Source organism: Viridibacillus soli (genome assembly GCF_016612995.1).
In the GTDB taxonomy this organism is placed as follows: domain Bacteria; phylum Bacillota; class Bacilli; order Bacillales_A; family Planococcaceae; genus Viridibacillus; species Viridibacillus soli.
The window spans coordinates 203,987-226,306 of sequence record NZ_JAEOAH010000007.1; the positions used below are offsets into that span (position 1 = coordinate 203,987).

The 22,320-nt window shown below is 39.2% G+C and carries 25 protein-coding genes, 1 pseudogene and 1 other annotated feature; of the genes and pseudogenes, 19 read left to right on the forward strand and 7 right to left on the reverse strand.

Translation table 11 applies throughout. From position 1 onward, the window contains the following. Window positions 1-9: 9 nt before the first annotated feature. From spoVAE to JFL43_RS08600, 4 genes and pseudogenes are all read left to right on the forward strand, one after another. Window positions 10-375, forward strand: coding sequence for a stage V sporulation protein AE (spoVAE, locus tag JFL43_RS08585; protein ID WP_200748700.1), 366 nt, complete (start codon window positions 10-12; stop codon window positions 373-375). Between the two features lie 165 nt (window positions 376-540). After that, window positions 541-606 (forward strand): annotated as a pseudogene (locus JFL43_RS22440) (YjcZ family sporulation protein); the annotation flags it as partial. Window positions 607-620: 14 nt separating this feature from the next. Next, entirely contained in the window at window positions 621-866 is a 246-nt protein-coding gene (locus tag JFL43_RS08595) for a stage VI sporulation protein F (protein WP_200748702.1), read from the forward strand. An 86-nt stretch (window positions 867-952) separates the two neighbouring features. Next, window positions 953-1,255 (forward strand): hypothetical protein, encoded by a 303-nt coding sequence (locus JFL43_RS08600; RefSeq protein ID WP_200748703.1) that lies wholly within the window; start codon window positions 953-955, stop codon window positions 1,253-1,255. A 240-nt stretch (window positions 1,256-1,495) separates the two neighbouring features. Here JFL43_RS08600 and JFL43_RS08605 read toward each other — a convergent pair whose 3' ends face one another. The 3 genes from JFL43_RS08605 to JFL43_RS08615 form a co-directional block, all read right to left on the reverse strand. Beyond that, the gene (locus tag JFL43_RS08605; protein ID WP_200748704.1) at window positions 1,496-1,927 is read right to left on the reverse strand and encodes a GNAT family N-acetyltransferase; all 432 of its coding nucleotides are present in this window, start codon (window positions 1,925-1,927) and stop codon (window positions 1,496-1,498) included. Window positions 1,928-1,930: 3 nt separating this feature from the next. Then, window positions 1,931-2,446: a YjcG family protein gene (locus JFL43_RS08610; RefSeq protein WP_200748728.1), complete on the reverse strand. Its 516-nt coding sequence runs from the start codon at window positions 2,444-2,446 to the stop codon at window positions 1,931-1,933. Window positions 2,447-2,533: 87 nt separating this feature from the next. Beyond that, window positions 2,534-3,256 carry an alpha/beta hydrolase gene (locus JFL43_RS08615; protein WP_200748705.1) on the reverse strand — a complete coding sequence of 241 codons (723 nt, stop codon included), beginning with the start codon at window positions 3,254-3,256 and terminating at the stop codon, window positions 2,534-2,536. Window positions 3,257-3,360: 104 nt separating this feature from the next. Between JFL43_RS08615 and JFL43_RS08620 the strand changes: the two genes are divergently transcribed. The 13 genes from JFL43_RS08620 (at window position 3,361) to JFL43_RS08675 (ending at window position 12,051) form a co-directional block, all read left to right on the forward strand. Beyond that, window positions 3,361-3,921 (forward strand): phosphatidylglycerophosphatase A family protein, encoded by a 561-nt coding sequence (locus JFL43_RS08620; protein ID WP_100794625.1) that lies wholly within the window; start codon window positions 3,361-3,363, stop codon window positions 3,919-3,921. Window positions 3,922-4,045: 124 nt separating this feature from the next. Then, the gene (locus JFL43_RS08625; protein ID WP_100794624.1) at window positions 4,046-4,807 is read left to right on the forward strand and encodes a thermonuclease family protein; all 762 of its coding nucleotides are present in this window, start codon (window positions 4,046-4,048) and stop codon (window positions 4,805-4,807) included. Window positions 4,808-5,018: 211 nt separating this feature from the next. Then, the gene (locus JFL43_RS22445; RefSeq protein ID WP_407701968.1) at window positions 5,019-5,177 is read left to right on the forward strand and encodes a hypothetical protein; all 159 of its coding nucleotides are present in this window, start codon (window positions 5,019-5,021) and stop codon (window positions 5,175-5,177) included. A gap of 41 nt (window positions 5,178-5,218) precedes the next feature. After that, window positions 5,219-5,812: a histidine phosphatase family protein gene (locus JFL43_RS08630; protein WP_200748706.1), complete on the forward strand. Its 594-nt coding sequence runs from the start codon at window positions 5,219-5,221 to the stop codon at window positions 5,810-5,812. A gap of 190 nt (window positions 5,813-6,002) precedes the next feature. Further along, window positions 6,003-6,437, forward strand: a complete 435-nt coding sequence (locus JFL43_RS08635; protein ID WP_234447669.1) for a sigma-70 family RNA polymerase sigma factor — start codon at window positions 6,003-6,005, stop codon at window positions 6,435-6,437. Then, entirely contained in the window at window positions 6,430-7,713 is a 1,284-nt protein-coding gene (locus JFL43_RS08640) for a DUF4179 domain-containing protein (RefSeq protein ID WP_200748707.1), read from the forward strand. Before JFL43_RS08635 ends, JFL43_RS08640 begins: the two co-directional genes overlap by 8 nt. A 203-nt stretch (window positions 7,714-7,916) precedes the next feature. Beyond that, on the forward strand, window positions 7,917-8,354 hold the full coding sequence (locus JFL43_RS08645; RefSeq protein WP_200748708.1) for an NUDIX domain-containing protein: 438 nt from the start codon (window positions 7,917-7,919) through the stop codon (window positions 8,352-8,354). Between the two features lie 58 nt (window positions 8,355-8,412). Then, on the forward strand, window positions 8,413-8,895 hold the full coding sequence (locus JFL43_RS08650; RefSeq protein WP_200748709.1) for a hypothetical protein: 483 nt from the start codon (window positions 8,413-8,415) through the stop codon (window positions 8,893-8,895). A 159-nt stretch (window positions 8,896-9,054) separates the two neighbouring features. Beyond that, entirely contained in the window at window positions 9,055-9,258 is a 204-nt protein-coding gene (locus tag JFL43_RS08655; RefSeq protein WP_100794618.1) for a helix-turn-helix transcriptional regulator, read from the forward strand. A 2-nt stretch (window positions 9,259-9,260) separates the two neighbouring features. Then, entirely contained in the window at window positions 9,261-9,653 is a 393-nt protein-coding gene (locus tag JFL43_RS08660; RefSeq protein ID WP_200748710.1) for a hypothetical protein, read from the forward strand. Window positions 9,654-10,022: 369 nt separating this feature from the next. Further along, window positions 10,023-10,643, forward strand: a complete 621-nt coding sequence (locus tag JFL43_RS08665) for a DUF47 domain-containing protein (protein WP_200748711.1) — start codon at window positions 10,023-10,025, stop codon at window positions 10,641-10,643. Window positions 10,644-10,658: 15 nt separating this feature from the next. Beyond that, window positions 10,659-11,657, forward strand: a complete 999-nt coding sequence (locus tag JFL43_RS08670) for an inorganic phosphate transporter (RefSeq protein ID WP_200748712.1) — start codon at window positions 10,659-10,661, stop codon at window positions 11,655-11,657. A gap of 196 nt (window positions 11,658-11,853) precedes the next feature. Continuing rightward, window positions 11,854-12,051, forward strand: a complete 198-nt coding sequence (locus JFL43_RS08675; RefSeq protein ID WP_200748713.1) for a hypothetical protein — start codon at window positions 11,854-11,856, stop codon at window positions 12,049-12,051. Between the two features lie 70 nt (window positions 12,052-12,121). Here JFL43_RS08675 and JFL43_RS08680 read toward each other — a convergent pair whose 3' ends face one another. Both JFL43_RS08680 and JFL43_RS08685 read right to left on the reverse strand, forming a co-directional pair. Then, window positions 12,122-13,159, reverse strand: a complete 1,038-nt coding sequence (locus JFL43_RS08680) for an ABC transporter permease (RefSeq protein ID WP_200748714.1) — start codon at window positions 13,157-13,159, stop codon at window positions 12,122-12,124. Continuing rightward, window positions 13,156-13,878 (reverse strand): ABC transporter ATP-binding protein, encoded by a 723-nt coding sequence (locus JFL43_RS08685; protein WP_200748715.1) that lies wholly within the window; start codon window positions 13,876-13,878, stop codon window positions 13,156-13,158. The genes JFL43_RS08680 and JFL43_RS08685 overlap by 4 nt, the downstream gene beginning before the upstream one ends. Window positions 13,879-13,986: 108 nt before the next feature. Between JFL43_RS08685 and JFL43_RS08690 the strand changes: the two genes are divergently transcribed. Next, window positions 13,987-14,832: a class I SAM-dependent methyltransferase gene (locus JFL43_RS08690; protein ID WP_325166653.1), complete on the forward strand. Its 846-nt coding sequence runs from the start codon at window positions 13,987-13,989 to the stop codon at window positions 14,830-14,832. Between the two features lie 367 nt (window positions 14,833-15,199). Here JFL43_RS08690 and JFL43_RS08695 read toward each other — a convergent pair whose 3' ends face one another. Next, complete coding sequence (locus JFL43_RS08695; protein ID WP_200748716.1) at window positions 15,200-16,183, reverse strand: diaminopimelate dehydrogenase; 984 nt, start codon at window positions 16,181-16,183, stop codon at window positions 15,200-15,202. A 421-nt stretch (window positions 16,184-16,604) separates the two neighbouring features. Then, window positions 16,605-16,846: a binding site (T-box leader), on the forward strand. A 57-nt stretch (window positions 16,847-16,903) separates the two neighbouring features. Here JFL43_RS08695 and JFL43_RS08700 point away from each other — a divergent pair. After that, window positions 16,904-18,496: a 2-isopropylmalate synthase gene (locus JFL43_RS08700; protein ID WP_200748717.1), complete on the forward strand. Its 1,593-nt coding sequence runs from the start codon at window positions 16,904-16,906 to the stop codon at window positions 18,494-18,496. Window positions 18,497-19,178: 682 nt separating this feature from the next. On the opposite strand, the gene JFL43_RS23450 is transcribed toward JFL43_RS08700, so the two are convergent. Further along, on the reverse strand, window positions 19,179-22,320 hold a 3,142-nt coding region (locus tag JFL43_RS23450; protein ID WP_200748718.1), incomplete at its 5' end, for a beta strand repeat-containing protein.

Genomic DNA, 22,320 nt, shown 5'->3' on the forward strand with positions numbered 1-22,320 from the left:
GGGAATAAAATGATTGCTTCTTTTATAATGGCCTTTGTTGTTGGTGGACTTATTTGTGTTATTGGCCAATTACTTATGGATGTCGGCAAACTAACACCAGCACATACATTAAGCATTCTCGTCGTAACAGGTGCCATATTATCTGGTTTTGGTTTATATGAACCACTTATTGATTTTGCCGGAGCAGGTGCAACTATTCCTATTACATCATTTGGCAACTCGTTGGCACATGGTGCACTAGCAGAAGCAGAAAAGCATGGCTGGATTGGTGTTTTAACAGGAATGTTCGAAGTTACAAGTTCAGGAATTAGTGCTGCAATTGTGTTTGGATTTATCGGAGCTTTACTTTTCCGATCAAAAGGAAATATAGATTAGTGCAAACGCCCTCCACCTTTTTCACACCGTTGCATAGAATACGGTGAAAGAGGGGAGGGATTTTCTATGTCAGGATTTCAACAAGGGTATGGTTACGGCGGTGGCAATTTCGGAGGCGGCTGTGGAGGAGAAGGCTATTATGGCGGTTGCCGTAATAACGGATCAACATTTATTTTAATCGTTGTACTTTTCATTCTACTCATTATTGTCGGCACAAGCTTTATCGGTTAATAGGGGGGAACTAAATGCAAAGCTCATTCTTTAAGAAAATTGAAGGAAAAACAGGTGTACCAATGGAAGATGTATTTGCATTAGCAAACGCTATTCAATATGTAGATTTTCAGGATGAACAGCAAGTACGCAAAATTATTCGTAAAGTATCTAAACTTGCAAATAAACCAGTATCAAAAGAATTAGAAGAGAAAATCGTCGCATCTATTATGAAAGACGGTAAATCTTTAGATTTAAGTAAAATTCAAAAAATGTTATAGCATAAAAATGTTCTTTGAATAGTATAATTCTTTAGGTTTTAAAAAGGACTATACAGGGAATAGTTACAATATAGGAGGTGGTTTTGATGGGCTATATTTTACCAATTCAACCTTTGCAAGCAACGCAATATGCAGAACGTATGAACATGAAAAAATTTAATTTCGCTTATGTGAATGCAGTGTCAAGTGTGAAAATGCAAACTCGTTTTGAACGGGAGCTTAATAAGCGTGCAGAACATGCCGATGACAAATTGAAACATGATAAAAAGAAAAGTCGCAGAAATTCGCTTCAAGTTCATCAACAATTCATCCATCCTAACCCAGCAGAGTACCAACCTATTAAACTAAAAATCACAGACAAAAGTAAGTATTACAGTAAGTATGTATAATGATTACTATGGATGATTTGCCAATTAAATGCTGAAAATTGTAGAGAAGAGCCATCCTTAGGTTGAGCGTGCACCCAACCTTTGGAGGGTTTTTTTATGTGAAAAATAGGCATTTAGATTATAGACATGGGAGGTTGCTAGAGAAGGGGGTGAAAGTTGCCAGTAAACCAATAGACAGCAATCAATAATGCAGAAAAAAGCTGCTACAACGCCGTTTAAACGATGCGTTGTAGCAGCTTTTTATTGGAATACCTTTTCCATTGCGCGATGTGGAATGCCAGAGTCCAAAAATTCTGGTGATGTAATAACGTAACTTTGTCTTTCGTAGAATGGAATAGCATGTGTTGGAGCACTTAACTTGACCTTTTCTAACTCGAGGCCTTTTGCATACTTTTCTAAGTGCGCCATCATTAGTACACCGATTTGTTTTCTACGATAAACAGGTAATACACAAACACGGTCTACTTTTGCAATTTTCTCGTCTACAATTCGAACGCGACCTGCGGCAATAGGATTTCCACCTTTATATGCTACGAAATGTGTCGCCTCTTTATCGTATTCGTCTTTCTCTAATGGTAGAGGAATACCTTGTTCTTTTACGAAAACCTCCTGCCTTACATAGAAAGCATCTTGTAATTCTTTTTCTGATTCAACAATTTTAGCAAAAAACAAAAATTACTCAGCTCCAGACAAGCGGAAAGTTTCGTAAACCGTCCAAGAGCCATCCTCTAATTGATAGAGTAAATGAATACGATCGATTGTTTCTTTAGAATCGACGTTTGTCATACGTAGTTGGCCGTAAATATCATCATGTTCACCTGATGACATGCCTTGTGCAAGTGTAATATGGGGCACAAATTTATATTCTGGCCCATTTCCGAAAGTGTTAGCATGCAATGCATCATGAATGTTTTGCAATTGTTCTGCCGGTTCCACTTTTAAATAGATGGCATTGTTCACTGGCGCAAATGAACTTACTTTTGATACGTGAATTGAAAGTGGTTTGAATTGCTTACTAACTTCCTGAATCATATTAACAACTTCGTCTACTTTAGAATCGTCCACTTCAAAAGCGCCCTTTAGCGTAATATGAGGTGTGATTTTAGCGAAATGTGTGTCATATCTTTTTCTATATGAATTCGCGAAATCTTGTAATTTCTTTGATGGGAATGCAACGATACCGTATTTCATCATTCCGTACCTCCTAAGTCTTTTTATATAGTATTTCTTAATTTTCAGTATAACAGAAAATAGAGAATATTAATTGTAATATCCATGTTAAATACCAAAATTTTGTTTTATGGCACGTTTCAAATCAGGTTGCCAGAACTTCCATGAATGATTTCCGTTGAATTCATCGTAGAAAGTGGAAAAGCCCTTTTTGTCCATTAAATTATGCAATGCACGATTGGGTGTCAAAAAGTCTTTAATAGTTTTATTCATTGTCATTACTTCATTTTCTTTCGTTCCAATAATATGGTAAATAGAGAATGCGTGAACATCTTGCATCTGTTGAACTTTTTCTAGAATATCATCATTTACTTGAGGAGACTGCATTAATACTTTTCCGAAAATATTCGGATATCGAATGGCCGCAAGTAGAGATACAGTAGCAGCTTGTGAATCCCCAATTAATGCACGGCCCATGCCAATTTGGTATGTGGAGTAATGCTCATCCATATAAGGTACGAGCTCATTTGCTAAAAAACGTAAGTATGCATCGTGTTTTTCCCCGTTTGGCAAATATTTTTGTCGACGATCCTCTACACTTTTATATGGCACACCGACAATAATTAAATTTTCGATTTCCCCTTGATCTAAATAATCGTCAACTACGCGAGAAATGCGACCAAGTTGGAAATAATCCTTGCCATCAGATGCGATTAGCACTGAATATTTATATAGTGGTGAATAATTTGCAGGTAAGTAAATTAACAGGTGCATGTCCTCTTGTAAGGCTTCACTGAAAAATTCTATATCTGTGATTGTACCGCGATTCAAAATAATCACTCCTTCAGTATTCTGTACGGAGATTGTAACATATACGCAAGTAAAGGTATAATAGTAATCATAAGGAACTATAAATTTGGAAATGAGGATTGGTTATGAATAAAAAAGAACTTCAAGTTTCTTCAGAAGTAGTTGCTAAAGCGGCACGCGATGCTTTAGAACGCCGCGGTGTTACATTAAAGGATATAGCGGAAATTGTTTATGAAATGCAATTCGCATATAATGATGGACTTACTATAGAGCATTGTATTGAGTCAGTTGATAAGGTACTTTACAAACGTGAAATTCAACATGCCCTTTTAGTTGGAATCGAATTAGATGAATTAGCGGAGAAAAAGTTGCTTTCAGAACCATTACAACAATTAGTTGAATCAGATGAAGGGCTATTTGGGGTAGATGAGACAATTGCACTAGGAGCGGTATTTACATACGGTAGTATTGCTGTAACGACTTTCGGACATTTAGATAAACAGAAAATCGGTATTATTCAGAAACTAGATACTAAAGTTGGAAATGGTGTTCACACATTCCTTGACGATTTAGTTGGTAGCATCGCTGCGTCTGCTGCATCACGTCTTGCACACCGCATCCGTGATTTAGAAGAGCAAGGCAAATCAATTAAAGACATTAATCCAAATGGTACAACTACAGTTTAACGAAATATGAAATTTGCCCAGTCAGCCATCTAGGACTGGGCATTTTTTGTGCGTAAAATGAAGATGGATTATGAAAGTAGACAGCTAGCTAGCAGTATATGTTAAGATTACGATGGTGATGACAATGAAAAAATGGGGACTATTTGTAATCGGCTGTCTAGTATTTTTACTACAAGCATGTACGGAGGCCGAAGAAACTAAAACGGATGAATCTAATAATCGCATCCAGGTAGAGGTCGTCAGCATTATGGACGGCGATACGATAAAAGTGAAATATGACGGGGCAACGAAAAATGTACGCTATCTATTAGTAGATGCACCCGAAATGTACCATAAACAATTAGGCGAACAGCCAATTGGACGTGAAGCACAAGCACGTAATCGTGAAATATTGAACAATGCAAAAAAAGTTTCAATTGAATTTGACGTTGGCGATCAAGAAGATAAATATGGACGTTTACTTGCCTATATTTATGCGGACGGAGAGAGCGTACAGGAGCAGTTAATCCGAGAAGGACTTGTGCGTGTCGGCTATATTTACGAGCCAAATACGACAAATGTAGAGGCTTATGAGGCCATTCAAGAAGAAGCAAAGGCTGCCAGAAAAGGTATTTGGCAATACGATGGTTATGTAACAAACCGTGGCTTTGATAAATCGGCTGTGAAGGGCTTGACTCCTAACGAAACGCTTTCTAAGAGCACGAATAAAGCGAATAGCGGAGATCAATCCAATAAAGCAGATTGCTCTATTAAAGGAAATATTAACAATAAGGGCAATAAGATTTACCATATGCCAGGCTCCAATAACTACGATGCTGTAAAAGAAGAAAAAATGTTCTGTACTGAAAAAGAAGCGGAGCAAGCTGGTTTTCGGAAAGCTAGTTAATAAAGGAAAGGACTTTTCATAAATTCGGAAAGTCCTTTTTAATTTATCGAGAAAACAACTGAGTAGGTTAAAACATCTCGTGAGTAGAAAAAATCCCATCTTGAGTAGGTTAAATCAATCCCCGAGTAGGTTAAATAGTCTCTTGAGTAAATCAAATTCCAGCAGGTAGTCTATATCCCGCACCAACAGAAGATTATTTGCTTGTGCTTATATACTCAATCATCAGCAGAGTGGGTGTATATATGGGAGTTTAAAAGTATTAGGGTTTGGTGTAGTTGAGTCAGAAAATCCTTATTGGGCAGAAGGCTTCTTTACAATTGAAGATTCTGATGGCTGGAGAGATGTGTTAATGAACACATCAGGAATCTAATATGATACGATAAAATGAACAACGATTTAGGGGGTGCTCACATGACAGAAATTTGTGTGGTGAGGCACGGGGAGACAGATTGGAATGCACTTGGTAAATTGCAAGGCGTAACGGATGTGCCACTCAATGACAGAGGCATCCAACAAGCAAAGGAATGTGGCCAGTTTTTAAAAGAAAGTGAGTGGGCTGCAATTTTCACAAGTCCGCTAACAAGAGCAAAACGAACAGCAGAGATTATTAATGAACAATTACAAATTCCACTAATTGAAATCGATCAATTTAAAGAACGTGCTTTCGGTGACGCGGAAGGTATGGATCCGGAAGAACGTCTGAAAGCTTTTCCAAATAAACAATATACAAATCAAGAACATTTTGACACGGTACTCGCTAGATTACGAGATGGTCTTGCTGAAATTCACGAGCAGTATCCAAATGATCGAGTTATTCTTGTCGCCCACGGAGCTGTCATTCATTCGCTTTTCACATTACTTGAGAACGGCGATATTTTCCCGCAGCAAGTTCGATTAGCAAATGCTGGTGTCAGTTATATTACGATTCAAGAAGATAGATGGCTACTCGGTGATTTTAACCAATCATCACATTTATCGCAGGTAAGTGAAATAGGGAAGGTGTGAGATGTGTATGATTTTATACACATCTTTTTTTTTGAAATTAATTGAAACGAAATGGTACGTTCGGTTGTCTAACGTTTGCCTATGAGAGGGGGAGGAAAATGTTTCGAAATACATTAGTAAAAAAAGCATAGCATGGTAATGATCAAGCATTTTAAAACTAATACATGATGAAAAAGATAAGCTATATAAAATGGCTTTCTTGTATGTCAAAAATGAAAATGATGCTTTAGATGTTGTGCAAGAAGCAGTTTATAAAGCGTATATATCAATCGAACAGCTGAAAGAACTGAAGTATTTTTCTACTTGGATTACACGGATTTTGATTAATGTTGCACTGGATTTCATTGAAAAATCAACGAAGGTCATTTCCATGGATCAAGAGGTTGTTGAGCGAATTGAGTCGCATGCTAAATTTCCGTTAGAAGATAAGATGGATTTACTACAAGTGATTGAACAGTTAGAAGAAAAATATAAAACAGTCATTATCCTTAGGTATTACGAAGACTTCTCTGTCAAACAAATAGCAGAACTACTCGGCTATCCAGAAGGAACAGTCAAAACAAATTTACATCGTGCTTTGAAGAAACTAAAACTGGAATTCAAGGAGGCGTGTGTTAATGAATAAACAATCACCAGACATAAAAAAAGTGATTGATGATATGAAAGTGCCTACTGAAAAACTAAATCGAACCATTGAAATGGCGATGAAGCGTGGGGAAGCAAGTCGGAAAATTCGCAAAAGCAAATGGAAACCAATCGTTGGTGCAGCTGTAACAGCAGGATGTCTTTTTGTCGGTTCAGCATTTGTTTCTCCAGCGATGGCTAAAGTTCTATCTTCCATCCCTTTAATTGGCTCTATTTTCGAATCCACAGGAGATAAGGGTTTAAAAAAAGCAACTGATCAAGGTTTATCAAATACAGTGAACATAACGAGTACGGATCAGGATATTACCCTCACTATTCAAGATGTTTTCTATGATGGCACTAGGTTTTCTATTAGTTATTTACAAAGTGATCAACAAACATTGGGTGAGCTTGATTTAAAAGTAAATGGGAAACGTATTAACTTTGGGGATGGTCGTCAGGGTGAAAAACTCACTAATGGTCAATATGCAGGCATTCTGAATATTAAAACATTAGAAGCTTTACCGAAGTCATTTGATTTAAGTATGGACTTAAAGATGATAGGAGAAACAACCGGCAATTGGCATTTTGATGTGCCGGTTACGAAATCTAAAGCAAAAGTTAAAGAGATTGTTGTTAATAAGACAGGTATTATTAATGATACAAAATACAAAGTAAAATCGATTCAAATAGGGCCCGCAGGAGTTAAGGCCAAAATTGATATATTTACAGAAAAAATTGAGGAGAAAGTTTTAGAATTTGAATTTTATTTATTAGACGATCATGGAATACCCCTCGAAACAATTCAAGACTCAGGGTCTGGAGATAATAATGTGATGCATATGGAATATCTATTTGCACCACTAGAAAAAGAAGTATCGACTTTGACCTTTAGCCCGTTTTATATAAAAATGCCGGTTGATGGGGAACCAAGTGAAAAGCCATTAAATGAAAAGCAGTTACCAATTACATTAAATCAAGGGAAAATGGGTAATATAGTTGTGACCGATTTGAAAAAAGAGAACAGTAAAATGCATCTTTATTTTGAAGCACAAAGTGATTTTCCTTATGGAGCCCATTTTGACTACAATCGTATTTGGGTTGAAGATGCTAAAGGAAATGATTTAACAAGTGATATTACTGAACGAATTTCAGGCAATCGATACGTCAAAACATTTGATTTGCCAGATGAAGACGGAAACTTGACAGTAAAGGCTGTGCAAATGCCATTTATGGAATTGAAAAAAGAAGCACAAGTAAAAGTCCCGCTTAAGTAATTATATTTGATATAATAAAATTGAACTAGAAAACTGTAGCTAGGGTTCCGCTTTTACAAGGACTGTGACCGAGGGCTACATCTTCTGCCATATGCAGAAGGCACCTATTGACATAAAAGGTCCGAGGGGAAAGGTTCAGTGTATTTCGTATGCACTGATTTTTTCCTGCTCGGGCTTTTTTGTATTTTAAGGAGGAGAAAAGGATGGAAATTGATAACATTTATCCGGGCGTAGCGATGCTTTTATTCGATCAAGTAGGAAGAGTGCTGTTGCAAAAACGTGCAGATGTTGGACTATGGGGCATTCCATCGGGCCATGTAGAGATGGGAGAAACGGTTGAGAAGGCAGCCATTCGCGAAATGCTTGAAGAAACTACCTTACATGTGAAAGTGAAAAAGCTTATTGGTGTCTACTCAGACCCAGCGTCTCAAGTATTTGCCTATCCAAATGGTAAAAGGGTTCATTTTATTACGACTTGTTTTTTAGTAGAAGCTATTGCTGGGGAGTTGTATTGTGATGAGCAGGAATCTGATGGGATGAAGTTTTTTGCGCCGCATGAATTGCCAGAGAATTTATTGAATATGGATCCAAATTGGCTAAAAGATGCGCTAGCAAATGAAGAGAAGGCATTTATCCGATAACAAGCGAAACAAAATAGTTACTCAAACGTATATGGAAGGAAGAGGAGTTGAATGATAGGTGATGAATAAGTGGACGCTGTATCAAGTAGTCGTGCTTGTGATATTGAGCATTTTCATGGCAGTTGTAATTCAATATCGAGAATTATTTGTTGTCGATATGTCAGCAAGTGCTGGTTTCATGTCGTTTGTACCTATGCTTTTGCAATTTGTCTTTATAATGGTTCTCGTTGGATGTTTTAGCTATATACTCGTTTTTCAATCGTATAAAAGTGAGACGTTTTTGAAGCATCCGATTTGGATGAAGATGTACATAATTATTCCAGGTGTGCTATTGCTATTCACGATTGTTTTTATAACAACGGTTTTGATGAGTAATAATGTACAAAATTTCTTTAGCGAAAATCATTGGACGATGGATGTTTTTATTGCGAGTTGTATCTTATTAATGAACTTATTTGTTGTGTCAGTTATTCATAAAATAAAAGGAATCAGTATCTCCGCAGTCAGTAAAATTTTTCGGCTTATATTTGGACAGCGTTAATATTGTTTGTCCTATTATTTTTATTGCCGTAAAGGAAACTCCTCGTAACTGGGGAGTTTTTTTATGTGTAAAATATGTTTGACATAACCCGTGAAACCACATTATAATTTACATGTAAAAGATATTTGACACCTTATGAGGAAAACGGTGGTGTAATAAATGGAAAATCATATTAAAAGGCTCCGTGAAGAGAAATCATTGTCACAAGGAAAGCTTGCGGAATTATGTGAAGTGAGCAGACAAACGATTAATGCAATTGAAAATAATAAGTATGATCCAAGTTTGCAGCTTGCTTTTGATATGGCAAAGCATTTAGATGTCATGATGGAGCAATTGTTTATACCAAAAAAACAGGGGGAATGAAGATGGAGAGTGCACAGAAAAAGTTAGTAGTCGTGACATTCATGATTGCAATTTTAGTTGTTGGTTATACTATTGTGAAATGGATTCGTTTCGATTCAATTTCAATTAGCGCCATTTTCTTTAGCTTTATTACAGTCTCATATTTTTTAACTGCGTTAACATGGGGAAACCATACAAGTAAAAAAGGTTCAGATGAACTTGGTAAACATATTAAAGCGCAAAGTTCGAAAATTGCCTATTATGTACTAATGTTTGCAACTGGCGCTGTACTATTTATTTCGGAAGGTACTCAATCCTTTAACCAAATTACAAATTACCCATTGATGATTGTTGTTGGGCTTACATTTGTCGTTTTACCAATGACCGAGTTTATTTACTCCCGAAAATACCGCTAGTTTTTGTGAATTGTAAAAAATACCTACCAATTAAATTAAAATGGTAGGTATTTTTGTCGAAAAATAAATTACTTACTAAAAAAGTTGGTGTTGACACGGATACGTAAGATTTGTAAGATATTTAACGTACTATCTACAAGCTTTATTACGTAAAAAAAAACGATTTATCGACAAAATACGACAAAAAACAACGGTAGATTTTTCACATTCGGACAAAGTTTTAACGAAATTGTGAACGCTAATATTACAGCATTGTAAAAATTGATTTAGATTATGTAAAAATAGCAGAAATTCTATTAAATTATTGTTAAGCTATTCTAGCGCTCAGAACAATCTATGTTTTGACACTAACTTTTTCAGGAGGAATTTATGTTTAATCGAAAAAAGCCAGATCCATTCTTTGAAACTTTAGCAAAAATTGCCGAAAATGTGCAGGAGGCCATGCATTATGCCAATGATTTCCGCATTCAGAGCTTGGAAGACTTAGAAGAAATCAGCATACGAATGAAAAAATATGAAACGGATGGGGATTCACTCATTCATGAATTGATCGTCATGCTGAATAAATCATTTATGACCCCAATTGAAAGAGAGGATATTCTAGCACTTGCCAACAGTATGGATGACGTTCTTGATGGTATGGAAGAATGTATCGCACATTTCGATATGTTCACGCTAATTGATATCGATGAATCAATGAATACATTTATCAGCTATATTGTGAAAAGCGCTGATGAAATTGTAAAAGCAATGGAATTATTGAAAAAGAAAAACTTAATAGGTATGCGTGATCATGCCATTCTTATAAAAGATTATGAAAGTAAATGTGATGAAGTTCTTCGTACATCCATTAAGCAACTATTTTTGCATGAAAAAGATTCAATCCGTATCATCAAGTTTAAAGATATTTATGAAAAACTAGAGGATATTGCGGATGATTGCCAAAATGTAGCGAATACTATGGAAACTATTATTATGCGTAATGCATAGGAGCAGGAGTTACGAATGGATACAATACTCTTATTAACAGTTCTAGTTATTATCTTTGCCCTGACATTTGACTTTATCAATGGTTTCCATGATACGGCGAATGCCATTGCTACTTCAGTCTCAACACGAGCTTTGCCACCAAAAGTTGCTGTTATGATGGCAGCAGTGATGAACTTTATCGGGGCAATTACATTTACAGGTGTTGCAAAAGCAATTACGAAAGATATCGTAGATCCTTTTGCATTATCAAACGGTTCTTTAGTTATTTTAGCGGCGTTACTTGCGGCAATTATTTGGAACTTAATTACTTGGTATTATGGTATTCCGTCAAGTTCATCGCATGCAATTATCGGTGCTATTGCAGGTTCGGCTATTGCAGCAGCAGGTTTTGGTATTCTGAACTACCAAGGTTTTATAAAAATATTACAAGCATTATTAATATCACCATTTATCGCCATGGCAGCTGGTTTCTTGATGATGTCTTTATTTAAAGTCATTTTCAGAAAAGCAAATCTGTATCGTACGAATAAAGGAATCCGCTATTTACAAATTTGTACGGCGGCACTTCAATCGTTTACACATGGTACGAATGATGCGCAAAAAGCGATGGGTATTATGACAATGGCTTTAATCGCTGCTGGTTGGCAAGCGGGTGACGATATTCAAGGTTGGGTACGTGTTTCTGCAGCATTAGCAATGGGACTTGGTACGTCAATCGGTGGTTATAAAATCATCAAAACAGTTGGTGGTAAAATCATGAAATTACGCCCTGTTAACGGTGCAGCAGCTGACTTAGCTTCTGCTTCAGTTATCTTTGGTGCAACACTAATTCATCTACCAGTTAGTACAACACATGTTATTTCTTCCGCTATTATGGGGGTTGGATCTGCACAACGTGTGAAAGGTGTAAAATGGGGAGTAGCTCGTAAAATTATTCTGACTTGGATTATTACAATGCCAATTGCAGCAACAATGGCTGGATTACTATATTTCTTCTTAGATTTATTTTTCTAATAACAGCTAAAAACTGCCTGACAGTCGATCTCAAATCGATTGCAGGCAGTTTTTTTATTCTTATATAATTATTTGAAAGTTCTGTATATGGGTATATAATTTAAAGAATGAAGAGAATGTAAAAATTTAATATGACAAAAGGGGATGTTTTAAGAAGAAAAGGCGATTGGGATGTATTTTTTTAGTAGCTTGTCTGATGTTTGTACTCACGGCATGCTCGTCTAATGATTCAAAGAGTGGGGAATCATCAGATGAAAAAGGAAATAAATCGGATGAGCACTTCGTTATTTATGGTCGAGGAGCGGATTCGGTGTCACTTGACCCGATTACGGTAACGGACGGGGAATCATTTAAAGTAGCGCGTAATATTTTCGAGACATTATTAGTATTTTGATTTAAAGAAAGTTTCTGTAGAATAATCAAAAAAAACAACACGCCAACCTTTTCAATTGGCGTGCTGTTTTTTAAATAGCTCGGTATTTTTTCAAAGCGATGAAATTTAATAAAATGAATAGTACAGAAAATAACAGCAATACACCTAGGTCGATCGCGATATCGCTAAACGTAAAACCTTTATACATAACACCGGTTAAAGCATCTGCGGCGTAGTAAAGCGGCATAATTTTGCCGATTGAAAGTAACCAATCTGCCATGCCCTCCAGTGGAAATAATCCTGTAAAGAAAATTTGCGGTACGATGACGAGCGGGATAAACTGTACCATTTGGAATTCTGAAGAAGCAAAACTTGATAATAAAATACCTAGTGATAAAGCGATTAATGCTAACAATAAATTTATTAGTAGAACATACCAAATGGAGCCAACTAGAACAATATCAAGCACGTTTACGGCATATAATACGACGATTAATGTTTGAATTATAGCAAATAACCCGTAGCCAACTAAATAACCAAGAACAACTTCATGACGGCGAATAGGCGTAGCTAATAGCCTCTCTATAGTGCCTGTTGTGCGTTCCTTTAATAACGCAATTCCTGCAATTAAGAATACAAAAAAGAATACGAAAAAGCCGACTAGAATCGGGCTAATGACATCAAATAACTGAGTATCCTCATTACCGTATACATAATCAGTTGTTACTGCTAAAGTAGGTGCATTACTTGGAGCATTATCCATTTGCATCGTTGTTAGTGCTTGCTTAACCTGCAGCTGAAGCGCCTTTGCTTTACTCGGCGAATCATTTTGTAATGTAACTAATAGTTGCCCATCATCAACTACGAGCCAGCCATCTAGATCATCAGTAAGTGCCTGTTTTTTTGAAAGATGGTCATACTTCTCCACATCTATATTCGCTTTTTGTAAAGCATCGACAATTTTCAAATCCATTCCAACTACCCCAAGCTTCGGGGAGGTGTCATCTGTATGAAAGATAAAGTACATTAAACTCAAAATAAGTAATGGTGCAAGAAATAATAGTGCAAGCGTACGTCTGTCTCTTAGCATTTGCTGAATAATTCTTTTCACTAAAGCAGTGATTCTCATAGCTTAGCACCTCCAGCTTGTAAAAAGACTTCATCAAATGTTTTTGCATTATAAAGTGTTTTTAATTCTGTAGGTGTACCATGTGTGATAATTTTCCCTTCCCGCATTAAGGCAAGTTCATCGCATTTTTCTGCTTCATCCATCACATGAGTCGTAATAAGAATGGTTTTCTTTTCTACTTTTTTCAAGCGTTCAAGCTCTTGCCAAATTGTGAGTTTTAATGCGGGGTCTATCCCAACAGTTGGCTCATCTAAAATAAGAATATCCGGGTTTTGAATGAGTGCAATGGCAAGTGATAATCTGCGCTTCATACCACCAGAATATGTTTCTACCTTTTGGGAAAGAGCATTTGTAAGTTGGACAATGTCCGCTGCATAGGTAATTCGTTTGGCTCTTTCTACTTTATTAAATGAATAAAGCTTCGCGAAAAATTGCATATTTTCTATCCCGGTTAAATCAGTGTATAGCGCATCCGATTGTGCCATATAGCCAATTTTTTGGAGTAAATTGTAGTTGGGTACAGCTTGCTGTAAAACTTCTATGTGGCCAGCATCAGCTTTTAACATTCCTACCATCAATTTGATTAATGTCGTTTTACCACAGCCAGATGGCCCGATAAGACCAAAGATTTTACCAGAATCAATCGACAGGCTAACATTTTGAATAATAGGTCGTCTTTGAAAATGTTTTTGTACATCCGTTAATTGAATAGTAGACATATGATTCACTCCTTTTTAACGATCTTGTAAAGAGAGTTGATTGTACAAATAGTCTAATGTAGCTCGGAATACATTACAATATTTATTTGTTCCTAGGGGGATTACTAAGTGGGAGAAACAATGATAGGTGAAATTGTAAAATGTATGGCCATTTATGGAGATGATAGTACAATCCAAGAAATCCAAACGGCCCATCGGTTAAAGTTAGCTAAGTTTTGGGAAATAGAGAAGGGTATGCGAATACTTGAAATAGGATGTGGACAAGGGGATACCACAGTTGTATTAGCACATTTAGTAGGAGAAACAGGTTTCGTACATGGTGTGGATATTGCAACCGCGGATTATGGCAGTCCGATTACATTGGGACAAGCAGCTTCGCATTTGAAAGCTTCCAAGCTAGGTCAGCAAATTCAAATGGATTTAGCAGTAGATGTGTTATCAGATGACATCGAGTTTGCAGAAAAATCATTTGATGTTGTTGTGCTGTCTCATTGCTCCTGGTATTTCCAATCAGCCGATCAGCTAGCTGCAGTATTAAAGAAGGCAAGAAAATGGGGTAGAACATTGTGCTTTGCAGAATGGGATGCAAGAGTAACAAGTATTGAACAATATCCTCATTTTCTAGCGGTCTTAATTCAAGCTCAATATGAAGCGTTTAAAGAAACAAGTATTTCTAATATCCGTACATTATTTACAGTAGAGGATATTAAGGAAATAGTTTCGCACACGGGTTGGCAAATACAACGAGAGGATTCAATTTATTCTCCTGAATTACAGGACGGGGAATGGGAAGTGGGTTTTACTTTACATGATTATGCCATGGAGCTTGCGGCTGTAGACGGAATCCCTTCGAAATTAGTAAATTTAATTCAATCTGAAGTTACTTTATTAACTACTATAACTACTGAAGGAAGTATTAAACCAATGTCCACATACGTATTAAAAGGGAATTAATATAAGGCATTTTCCTAATGGGGAACAGTGTGGCGACTCCAATCATTTCTTTAAAGTTTTTATTCATCGCATCACTTTTCATAAGGCCATTTTATACTGGTCCATAGCTGCCTTACAGCATCAGTTATTTGATATATGATAAAATAACAAAAAACCTTACAGCAACCTCATAGATAGAGGAACAGAGTAAGGTTTCTTGTTTGAGATTATTGAGTCTTTTGTAAGAATCATTATTCATCATAGTTGTCGGACGGATAAAAGTCAATATGACTGAAGACTTTTAGTACAAACGTGATAGTTTAAATAATGTAAAGAAGGACGACTCGTCATAAAGACAAAGCCAACCCCAACCATCTTTTTTATTTTCTTACAGTAATTCTTTGCGAAGCTCTGCTGCAGATTTTGGTGATAACAAACCAAATGGGATATCGAATACAGTTTTCGCACCGTGATCGCCTGTTTTGTTCAGTTTGTAAGCCGCACGCGCAAAGGCAACAAGAATACTTGATGTGAAAAATGGATTACTTTCTAAGTTTAAAGAGAACTCCATAATTTGCTTGTGCTCAGCTTGAGATTCACCACTGCGAATAACAAATCCACCATGAGGCATGCCACTATGATTTGCAGCAAGCTCTTCTTCAGAGATGAAATTCACTGTTGTATCATAATCTGCGAAGTAGTTTGGCATTGTTTTAATTTGATCTTCAATTTTTTCTGCATCTACGCCTTCTTCTAAAACTACGAAGCATTCACGCGCATGTTTTTCACGTGTTGTAAGTTCGGGATTTTCACCATTGCGTACGCGGTTTACAGCTTCTTCGATTGGTAAAGTGTATTGTACCGCATTTTTAACACCTTCAATACGACGAACTGCATCCGAGTGACCTTGGCTCAAGCCATCGCCCCAAAAAGTATAAGTATTTCCAATAGGTAAAACTGCTTCACCTAAAAGACGATTTAATGAAAATAAACCTGGATCCCATCCAACTGAAATGATACTTACTTTGTTTGCAGGTTCAGCCACCGCATTTACTGCATCAAAAAATGCTGGAATTTTCGCATGTGTATCATAGCTATCGATTGTATTAAACCATTGCGCGAAATGAGGTACTTGTTCAGGTAGATCAGTTGCAGATCCACCACATAAAATCATGACATCAATAGCATCTTTATATTGTTCTGCATCGGCCACAGCATATACCGGAACATTTGCACTCGCAATTTTTAATGAAGACGGATCACGACGAGTAAACACCGCCACTAGCTCCATATCATGATTTTGTGCAATTGCTCCTTCCACGCCACGCCCTAAATTACCATAACCTACAATACCAATTCGAATTTTGCTCAAAGTCGTTCCCCCTAGAAATATGTATAGTACCAACAAATATACTACCAATTGTAAAGTTTATTTAGAAAATTCACAATGCTTTATGCTAGATTATTAGAAAGCGTATGCATTACGTGATATTTAAACCATATGCAAGAAGATATCATGAACTTTCTATTAACCGCATAGAATATTCTACGCGTATGTATCAAATATTATATGAAAATAAAGAATTAATGTTTCTAGATGAAAAATCTCCAAATAATATCGAATTGAGAAAAAATCTACATACGCTGCCAAGTGGTTTCAAAACATACTACAACGAAATCCGTGTTAAATAAAAATAGCTCCCTCAATTTTGATTGAAAAATAATTTTATTTTTCTGACAATATTGTTGACGGAACAGAAAACAGCGTGTAGAATCAGTTTTAATCAAATAATTAGTAAGCAATGATTGGAAATAGTAAGAGGATAAATGAGCTTGTCAGAGAACCGGTGGGTGGTGAGAACCGGTAGTTATTTACCTTTGAACTCGTCCAAGAGCTACTCCGTGAATGAATAGTAACGGATGTCGGGATTCTGCCGTTAAAAGAATAGGTGGTAATAGCCACCGAAGTGAGTGGGTTCATGTTATATGCATGGATCAATTAGAGTGGTACCGCGAGCACAGCCTCGCCTCTATAGTTTCTATAGAGGCGGGGCTTTTTATTATTTCAAAAAAGAAAAGGAGTGTATGTGAGATGTCGAGAAAAATATGGGTGTTTGATACGACTTTACGTGATGGGGAGCAAGTACCGGGGGCGAAACTAAATTTATATGAAAAGTTAGAAGTAGCTCATCAATTAAAAAAATTACAAGTAGATATTATTGAAGCTGGTTTCCCAGCCTCTTCAGCTGGTGATTTTAATGCGGTAAAAGAAATTGCGATGAAAGTCGGCAATACGGATCATCTTATGATTACAGCTCTTGCACGTGCTGTGAAAGCGGATATTGATGCCGTTTATAATAGTGTCAAATATGCTGAAAAACCGTTAATCCATATGGTTCTTGGCACTTCAGATATTCATGTTGAGAAGAAATTTGGTAAATCTAAAAATCAAATTTTAGATATAGGAATAGAAGCGGTTAAATACGCAAAAACGTTATTACCGGAAGTACAATATTCTACCGAAGATGCATCTCGCTCTGATTTTGAATACTTATGGTCGACAATTGAAGCTGTCGTAAAAGCGGGTGCTACGATGATAAATGTCCCAGATACAGTAGGTTTTGCAGTGCCAGAGGAATTCGGTGAATTAATATTTAAATTAAATGACCGTCTAAAAAATCTAAATGACAAAGTGCTTCTAAGTGTACATTGTCATAATGATTTAGGAATGGCTACGGCAAACACTTTAGCTGCTATAAAAAATGGAGCAGATAAAGTGGAGTGTACGATAAACGGTATCGGCGAGCGCGCTGGAAATGCGGCATTAGAAGAAGTGATTATGGCTTTAAATACACGCTCACCGTTTTATAACGCAAACACGAATATCAATACAAAAGAAATTATGAATACATCAAAGCTAGTTAGTAGCTTAATGGGACTTGATGTACAGGTGAATAAAGCAATTACAGGAGATAATGCTTTTGCACATTCGTCGGGCATTCATCAAGATGGCTTGCTAAAATCACGTGATGCCTATGAAATTATTAGTCCTACAGAGGTCGGCTTAGATGATATGGAGCTTGTCTTAACAGCCCGTTCTGGTCGCCATGCAGTGAAAAATGCGCTTGAAAAATTAGCCTTTAATCAATTAACAGGAGAACAATTCGAAGAAGTTTTTGCTGATTTCTTAGTATTAGCTGATGCGAAAAAAGAAGTATATAATCACGATCTATATATTATCGTAGAGAAATATTTCGCACGCCATGATATGAATGAAGAAATTCAACATCATAGTGACAATTTCTATGAGCTGTTGGATCTGCAAGTAATTAGTAATACCATCTTCCCCTCAGCAAGTGTCAAAATTAAAAAGGGTGACCAGATATTTAAAAGCAGCACAGTAGCATCTGGCCCAATTGATGCACTCTACTCATCGATTAAAGAAGTCATCGATATCGATATAAAATTGTTAGAGTACAAAATTAGCAGCGTATCAAGAGGGAAAGAAGCGTTAGGAAAAGTGAAATTACAAGTAGAATATAAAGGTGAAAAATACATTGCGAAAGCAACGGATACAGATGTCATCAAGGCAAGTGCATTAGCTTATATTAATGCAGTGAACAGCATTATTGTGGAGAATTTATTACCTAAAATAATTAAAGAACCTGTTACACAAACACTTTAGTTACCAAGAACAACTTCTGCATAATACGGGAAGTTGTTTTTGCTTGTGTAAAAATTATGTAATTGCAAAAAGAGAGCAATAAAATGAATGTTTATCAAGCAAAGCAAAGCAATTTGATATGGAAGGCGTAGCGAAGTTGTTCAATTTGTATCGTCAATTTATTGAGGAGAGCCTTTTTAATAAGGATTCAATTATCTTTGTTGCTAAAAAAGGCAGAGAGTACATAGGTTTCACACATATTTATTCAACCTATTCTTCAATTTCGACAAAGAAAGCATGGGTATTAAATGATTTATTTGTAAAGGAGAGCAATAGAAAAGAGGGTGTAGTCAGCAATTACTAGAGTCAGCAATGTATTTGGGTACGAACAAATGCTAGTTATTTAATATTAGAAACAGCTCCAATAAATTAAAATGAAAAAGCGTTATATGAAAAGAATGGTTTTGTCCATTAAATTGAATTTAAGCATTACACATAGAATTTTGTTACTACAGATATTTGAAGTCAATTAGTCTACTTTCGCACCAAAAAAATTATTGCAATAAGTTGACGGTATCAATTTATATCAAAGGTTATTTGCTGATTTCTGTTTATGAAAGTTGAGGTAATTAATAGATAAGTCCTCATTTAAATTTCAACATTAAATAAATTCAATGTGATTTCTAAATGAGGACTAATTAGATTAAGTGAGTTCGTGACATGACCAAACGATACCAGCTGAAGTGGATCCACCTAAAATAAGTGAAATTGATAAACCATTTGCTTGATAGAATAATCCAACTACATCCCCTGCATTTAGTGCAACATCTCCTGTTAATGTTACCGTTCCTGCTCCAAGAATTGCTCTCAAATTCAATACTAGTGCAACGTTTACATCTAATATTGGTATTAATCCACTTATTAGATTAGTCGGTGGTGGAGAAGTTCTTTGAATGACAAATGAAGGATTTACACCTGCACCTAAGGATACTGTTAAACTTGCAGTTGTTGAGTAGTTGATAGTCGCTTCGAAAGTATAATGCCCTGTTGTAGGTGCCGTGAAGTTTCCAGTAGCTGGATTGAAGCTTGCGGTTGTATAATGAGGACTTGTTGTAGTCCAGCCGGTAATTTGACCGCTTGCAGAAACAGTTAAAGCATTATTGAAAGCCGAAAATCCAACAGCAAGAATATTTGGTCCAGTAGGTCCAGTAATGCCGGTAGCGCCAGTAGGTCCGGTAATGCCGGTAGAGCCGGTAGGTCCGGTAGCTCCGGTAGAGCCAGTAACGCCAGTAGGTCCGGTAGCTCCAGTAGAGCCAGTAGGTCCAGTAACGCCAGTAGCTCCGGTAGGTCCAGTAGAGCCGGTAACGCCAGTAGCCCCGGTAGGTCCAGTAGAGCCGGTAACGCCAGTAGGTCCAGTAGAGCCAGTAGCCCCGGTAGGTCCAGTAGAGCCAGTAGCCCCGGTAGGTCGAGTAGAGCCAGTAACGCCAGTCGGACCGGTAGCTCCAGTAGAGCCAGTAGGTCCGGTAGCTCCGGTAGAGCCCGTACCGCCAGTAGCCCCCGTAGGTCCAGTAGAGCCAGTAGCCCCGGTAGGTCGAGTAGAGCCAGTAACGCCAGTCGGACCGGTAGCTCCAGTAGAGCCAGTAGGTCCGGTAGCTCCGGTAGGTCCAGTAGAGCCGGTAGCTCCGGTAGCTCCGATAGGTCCAGTAGAGCCAGTAGCTCCAGTAGGTCCAGTAGATCCAGTAGATCCGGTAGGTCCGGTAGCTCCGGTAGAGCCAGTAACGCCAGTAGCCCCGGTAGGTCCAGTAGAGCCAGTAGGTCCGGTAGCTCCTATAGGTCCAGTAGCTCCAGTAGGTCCAGTAGATCCAGTAGATCCAGTAGATCCGGTAGGTCCGGTAGCTCCGGTAGAGCCGGTAACGCCAGTAGCCCCGGTAGGTCCAGTAGAGCCGGTAACGCCAGTAGCCCCGGTAGGTCCAGTAGAGCCGGTAACGCCAGTAGCCCCGGTAGGTCCAGTAGAGCCGGTAACGCCAGTAGCCCCGGTAGGTCCAGTAGAGCCGGTAACGCCAGTAGCCCCGGTAGGTCCAGTAGAGCCGGTAACGCCAGTAGCCCCGGTAGGTCCAGTAGAGCCGGTAACGCCAGTAGCCCCGGTAGGTCCAGTAGAGCCAGTAGGTCCAGTAACGCCAGTAGCTCCGGTAGCTCCTATAGGTCCAGTAGAGCCGGTAACGCCAGTAGCCCCGGTAGGTCCAGTAGAGCCAGTAACGCCAGTAGATCCGGTAGGTCCGGTAGGCCCAGTAGAGCCAGTAACGCCAGTAGCCCCGGTAGGTCCAGTAGAGCGAGTAACGCCAGTAGAGCCGGTAGGTCCGGTAGGCCCAGTCGAGCCAGTAACGCCAGTAGCCCCGGTAGGTCCAGTAGAGCGAGTAACGCCAGTAGAGCCGGTAGGTCCGGTAGGCCCAGTCGAGCCAGTAACGCCAGTAGCCCCGGTAGGTCCAGTAGGTCCGGTAGCTCCTATAGGTCCAGTAGAGCCAGTAGAGCCAGTAGCTCCAGTAGGTCCAGTAGCTCCGGTAGAGCCAGTAGGTCCAGTAACGCCAGTAGCTCCGGTAGGTCCAGTAGAGCCGGTAACGCCAGTAGCCCCGGTAGGTCCAGTAGAGCCAGTAACGCCAGTAGCTCCGGTAGAGCCAGTAACGCCAGTAGCCCCGGTAGCTCCAGTAGAGCCAGTAGGTCCAGTAACGCCAGTAGCCCCGGTAGCTCCAGTAGAGCCGGTAACGCCAGTAGCCCCGGTAGGTCCAGTAGAGCCAGTAGGTCCGGTAACGCCAGTAGCCCCGGTAGGTCCAGTAGAGCCAGTAGATCCGGTAGGTCCGGTAGAGCCAGTAACGCCAGTAACGCCAGTAACGCCAGTAGCCCCGGTAGGTCCAGTAGAGCCGGTAGGTCCGGTAGCGCCTGTAGAGCCTGTATCGCCAGTATAGCCAGTATCTCCAGTAGCTCCGGTAGGTCCGGTAGCGCCTGTAGAGCCTGTATCGCCAGTATAGCCAGTATCTCCAGTAGCTCCGGTAGGTCCGGTAGCGCCTGTAGAGCCTGTATCGCCAGTATAGCCAGTATCTCCAGTAACGCCAGTAGCCCCGGTAGGTCCAGTAGAGCCAGTAGGTCCGGTAGAGCCAGTAGGTCCGGTAGAGCCAGTAACGCCAGTAGCCCCGGTAGGTCCAGTAGCGCCAGTACCGCCAGTAGCCCCGGTAGGTCCAGTAGAGCCCGTAGGTCCGGTAGAGCCAGTAGGTCCGGTAGAGCCAGTACCTCCAGTAGCCCCGGTAGGTCCAGTAGCGCCAGTACCGCCAGTAGCCCCGGTAGGTCCAGTAGAGCCCGTAGGTCCGGTAGAGCCAGTAGGTCCGGTAGAGCCAGTAACGCCTGTAGCCCCGGTAGGTCCAGTAGAGCCAGTCGGTCCGGTAGCTCCTATAGGTCCAGTAGAGCCAGTAGCTCCAGTGGCTCCAGTAGGTCCAGTAGCTCCGGTAGGTCCGGTAGGTCCAGTAGCCCCAGTAATTCCATCAGAACCGGTAGGTCCAGTAGCCCCAGTATTTCCATCAGAGCCGGTAGGCCCAGTCATGCCGGAAGAGCCAGTAGGTCCGGTAGGTCCAGTAGCCCCCGTAAGCCCGTCAGAGCCGGTAGGTCCAGTAGCGCCAGTAACGCCAGTAGCCCCGGTCGGTCCAGTAGAGCCAGTAGGTCCGGTAGCACCTATAGGTCCAGTAGAGCCAGTAGATCCGGTAGAGCCAGTAACCCCGTCAGAGCCAGTAGGCCCAGTAGCCCCAGTTATTCCATCAGAACCGGTAGGTCCAGTAGCCCCAGTAACCCCGTCAGAGCCG

Coding starts and splice junctions, on each gene's coding strand:
- JFL43_RS08645 (WP_200748708.1), top strand. CDS start 7,917: ATGGAAATTGATAACATTTATCCGGGCGTAGCGATGCTTTTATTCGAT.
- JFL43_RS08640 (WP_200748707.1), top strand. CDS start 6,430: ATGAATAAACAATCACCAGACATAAAAAAAGTGATTGATGATATGAAA.
- JFL43_RS08685 (WP_200748715.1), bottom strand. CDS start 13,878: ATGTCTACTATTCAATTAACGGATGTACAAAAACATTTTCAAAGACGA.
- JFL43_RS08620 (WP_100794625.1), top strand. CDS start 3,361: ATGAATAAAAAAGAACTTCAAGTTTCTTCAGAAGTAGTTGCTAAAGCG.
- JFL43_RS08700 (WP_200748717.1), top strand. CDS start 16,904: ATGTCGAGAAAAATATGGGTGTTTGATACGACTTTACGTGATGGGGAG.
- JFL43_RS08600 (WP_200748703.1), top strand. CDS start 953: ATGGGCTATATTTTACCAATTCAACCTTTGCAAGCAACGCAATATGCA.
- spoVAE (WP_200748700.1), top strand. CDS start 10: ATGATTGCTTCTTTTATAATGGCCTTTGTTGTTGGTGGACTTATTTGT.
- JFL43_RS08670 (WP_200748712.1), top strand. CDS start 10,659: ATGGATACAATACTCTTATTAACAGTTCTAGTTATTATCTTTGCCCTG.
- JFL43_RS08660 (WP_200748710.1), top strand. CDS start 9,261: ATGGAGAGTGCACAGAAAAAGTTAGTAGTCGTGACATTCATGATTGCA.
- JFL43_RS08635 (WP_234447669.1), top strand. CDS start 6,003: ATGGCTTTCTTGTATGTCAAAAATGAAAATGATGCTTTAGATGTTGTG.
- JFL43_RS08625 (WP_100794624.1), top strand. CDS start 4,046: ATGAAAAAATGGGGACTATTTGTAATCGGCTGTCTAGTATTTTTACTA.
- JFL43_RS08655 (WP_100794618.1), top strand. CDS start 9,055: ATGGAAAATCATATTAAAAGGCTCCGTGAAGAGAAATCATTGTCACAA.
- JFL43_RS08680 (WP_200748714.1), bottom strand. CDS start 13,159: ATGAGAATCACTGCTTTAGTGAAAAGAATTATTCAGCAAATGCTAAGA.
- JFL43_RS08665 (WP_200748711.1), top strand. CDS start 10,023: ATGTTTAATCGAAAAAAGCCAGATCCATTCTTTGAAACTTTAGCAAAA.
- JFL43_RS08610 (WP_200748728.1), bottom strand. CDS start 2,446: ATGAAATACGGTATCGTTGCATTCCCATCAAAGAAATTACAAGATTTC.
- JFL43_RS08675 (WP_200748713.1), top strand. CDS start 11,854: ATGTTTGTACTCACGGCATGCTCGTCTAATGATTCAAAGAGTGGGGAA.
- JFL43_RS08595 (WP_200748702.1), top strand. CDS start 621: ATGCAAAGCTCATTCTTTAAGAAAATTGAAGGAAAAACAGGTGTACCA.
- JFL43_RS08630 (WP_200748706.1), top strand. CDS start 5,219: ATGACAGAAATTTGTGTGGTGAGGCACGGGGAGACAGATTGGAATGCA.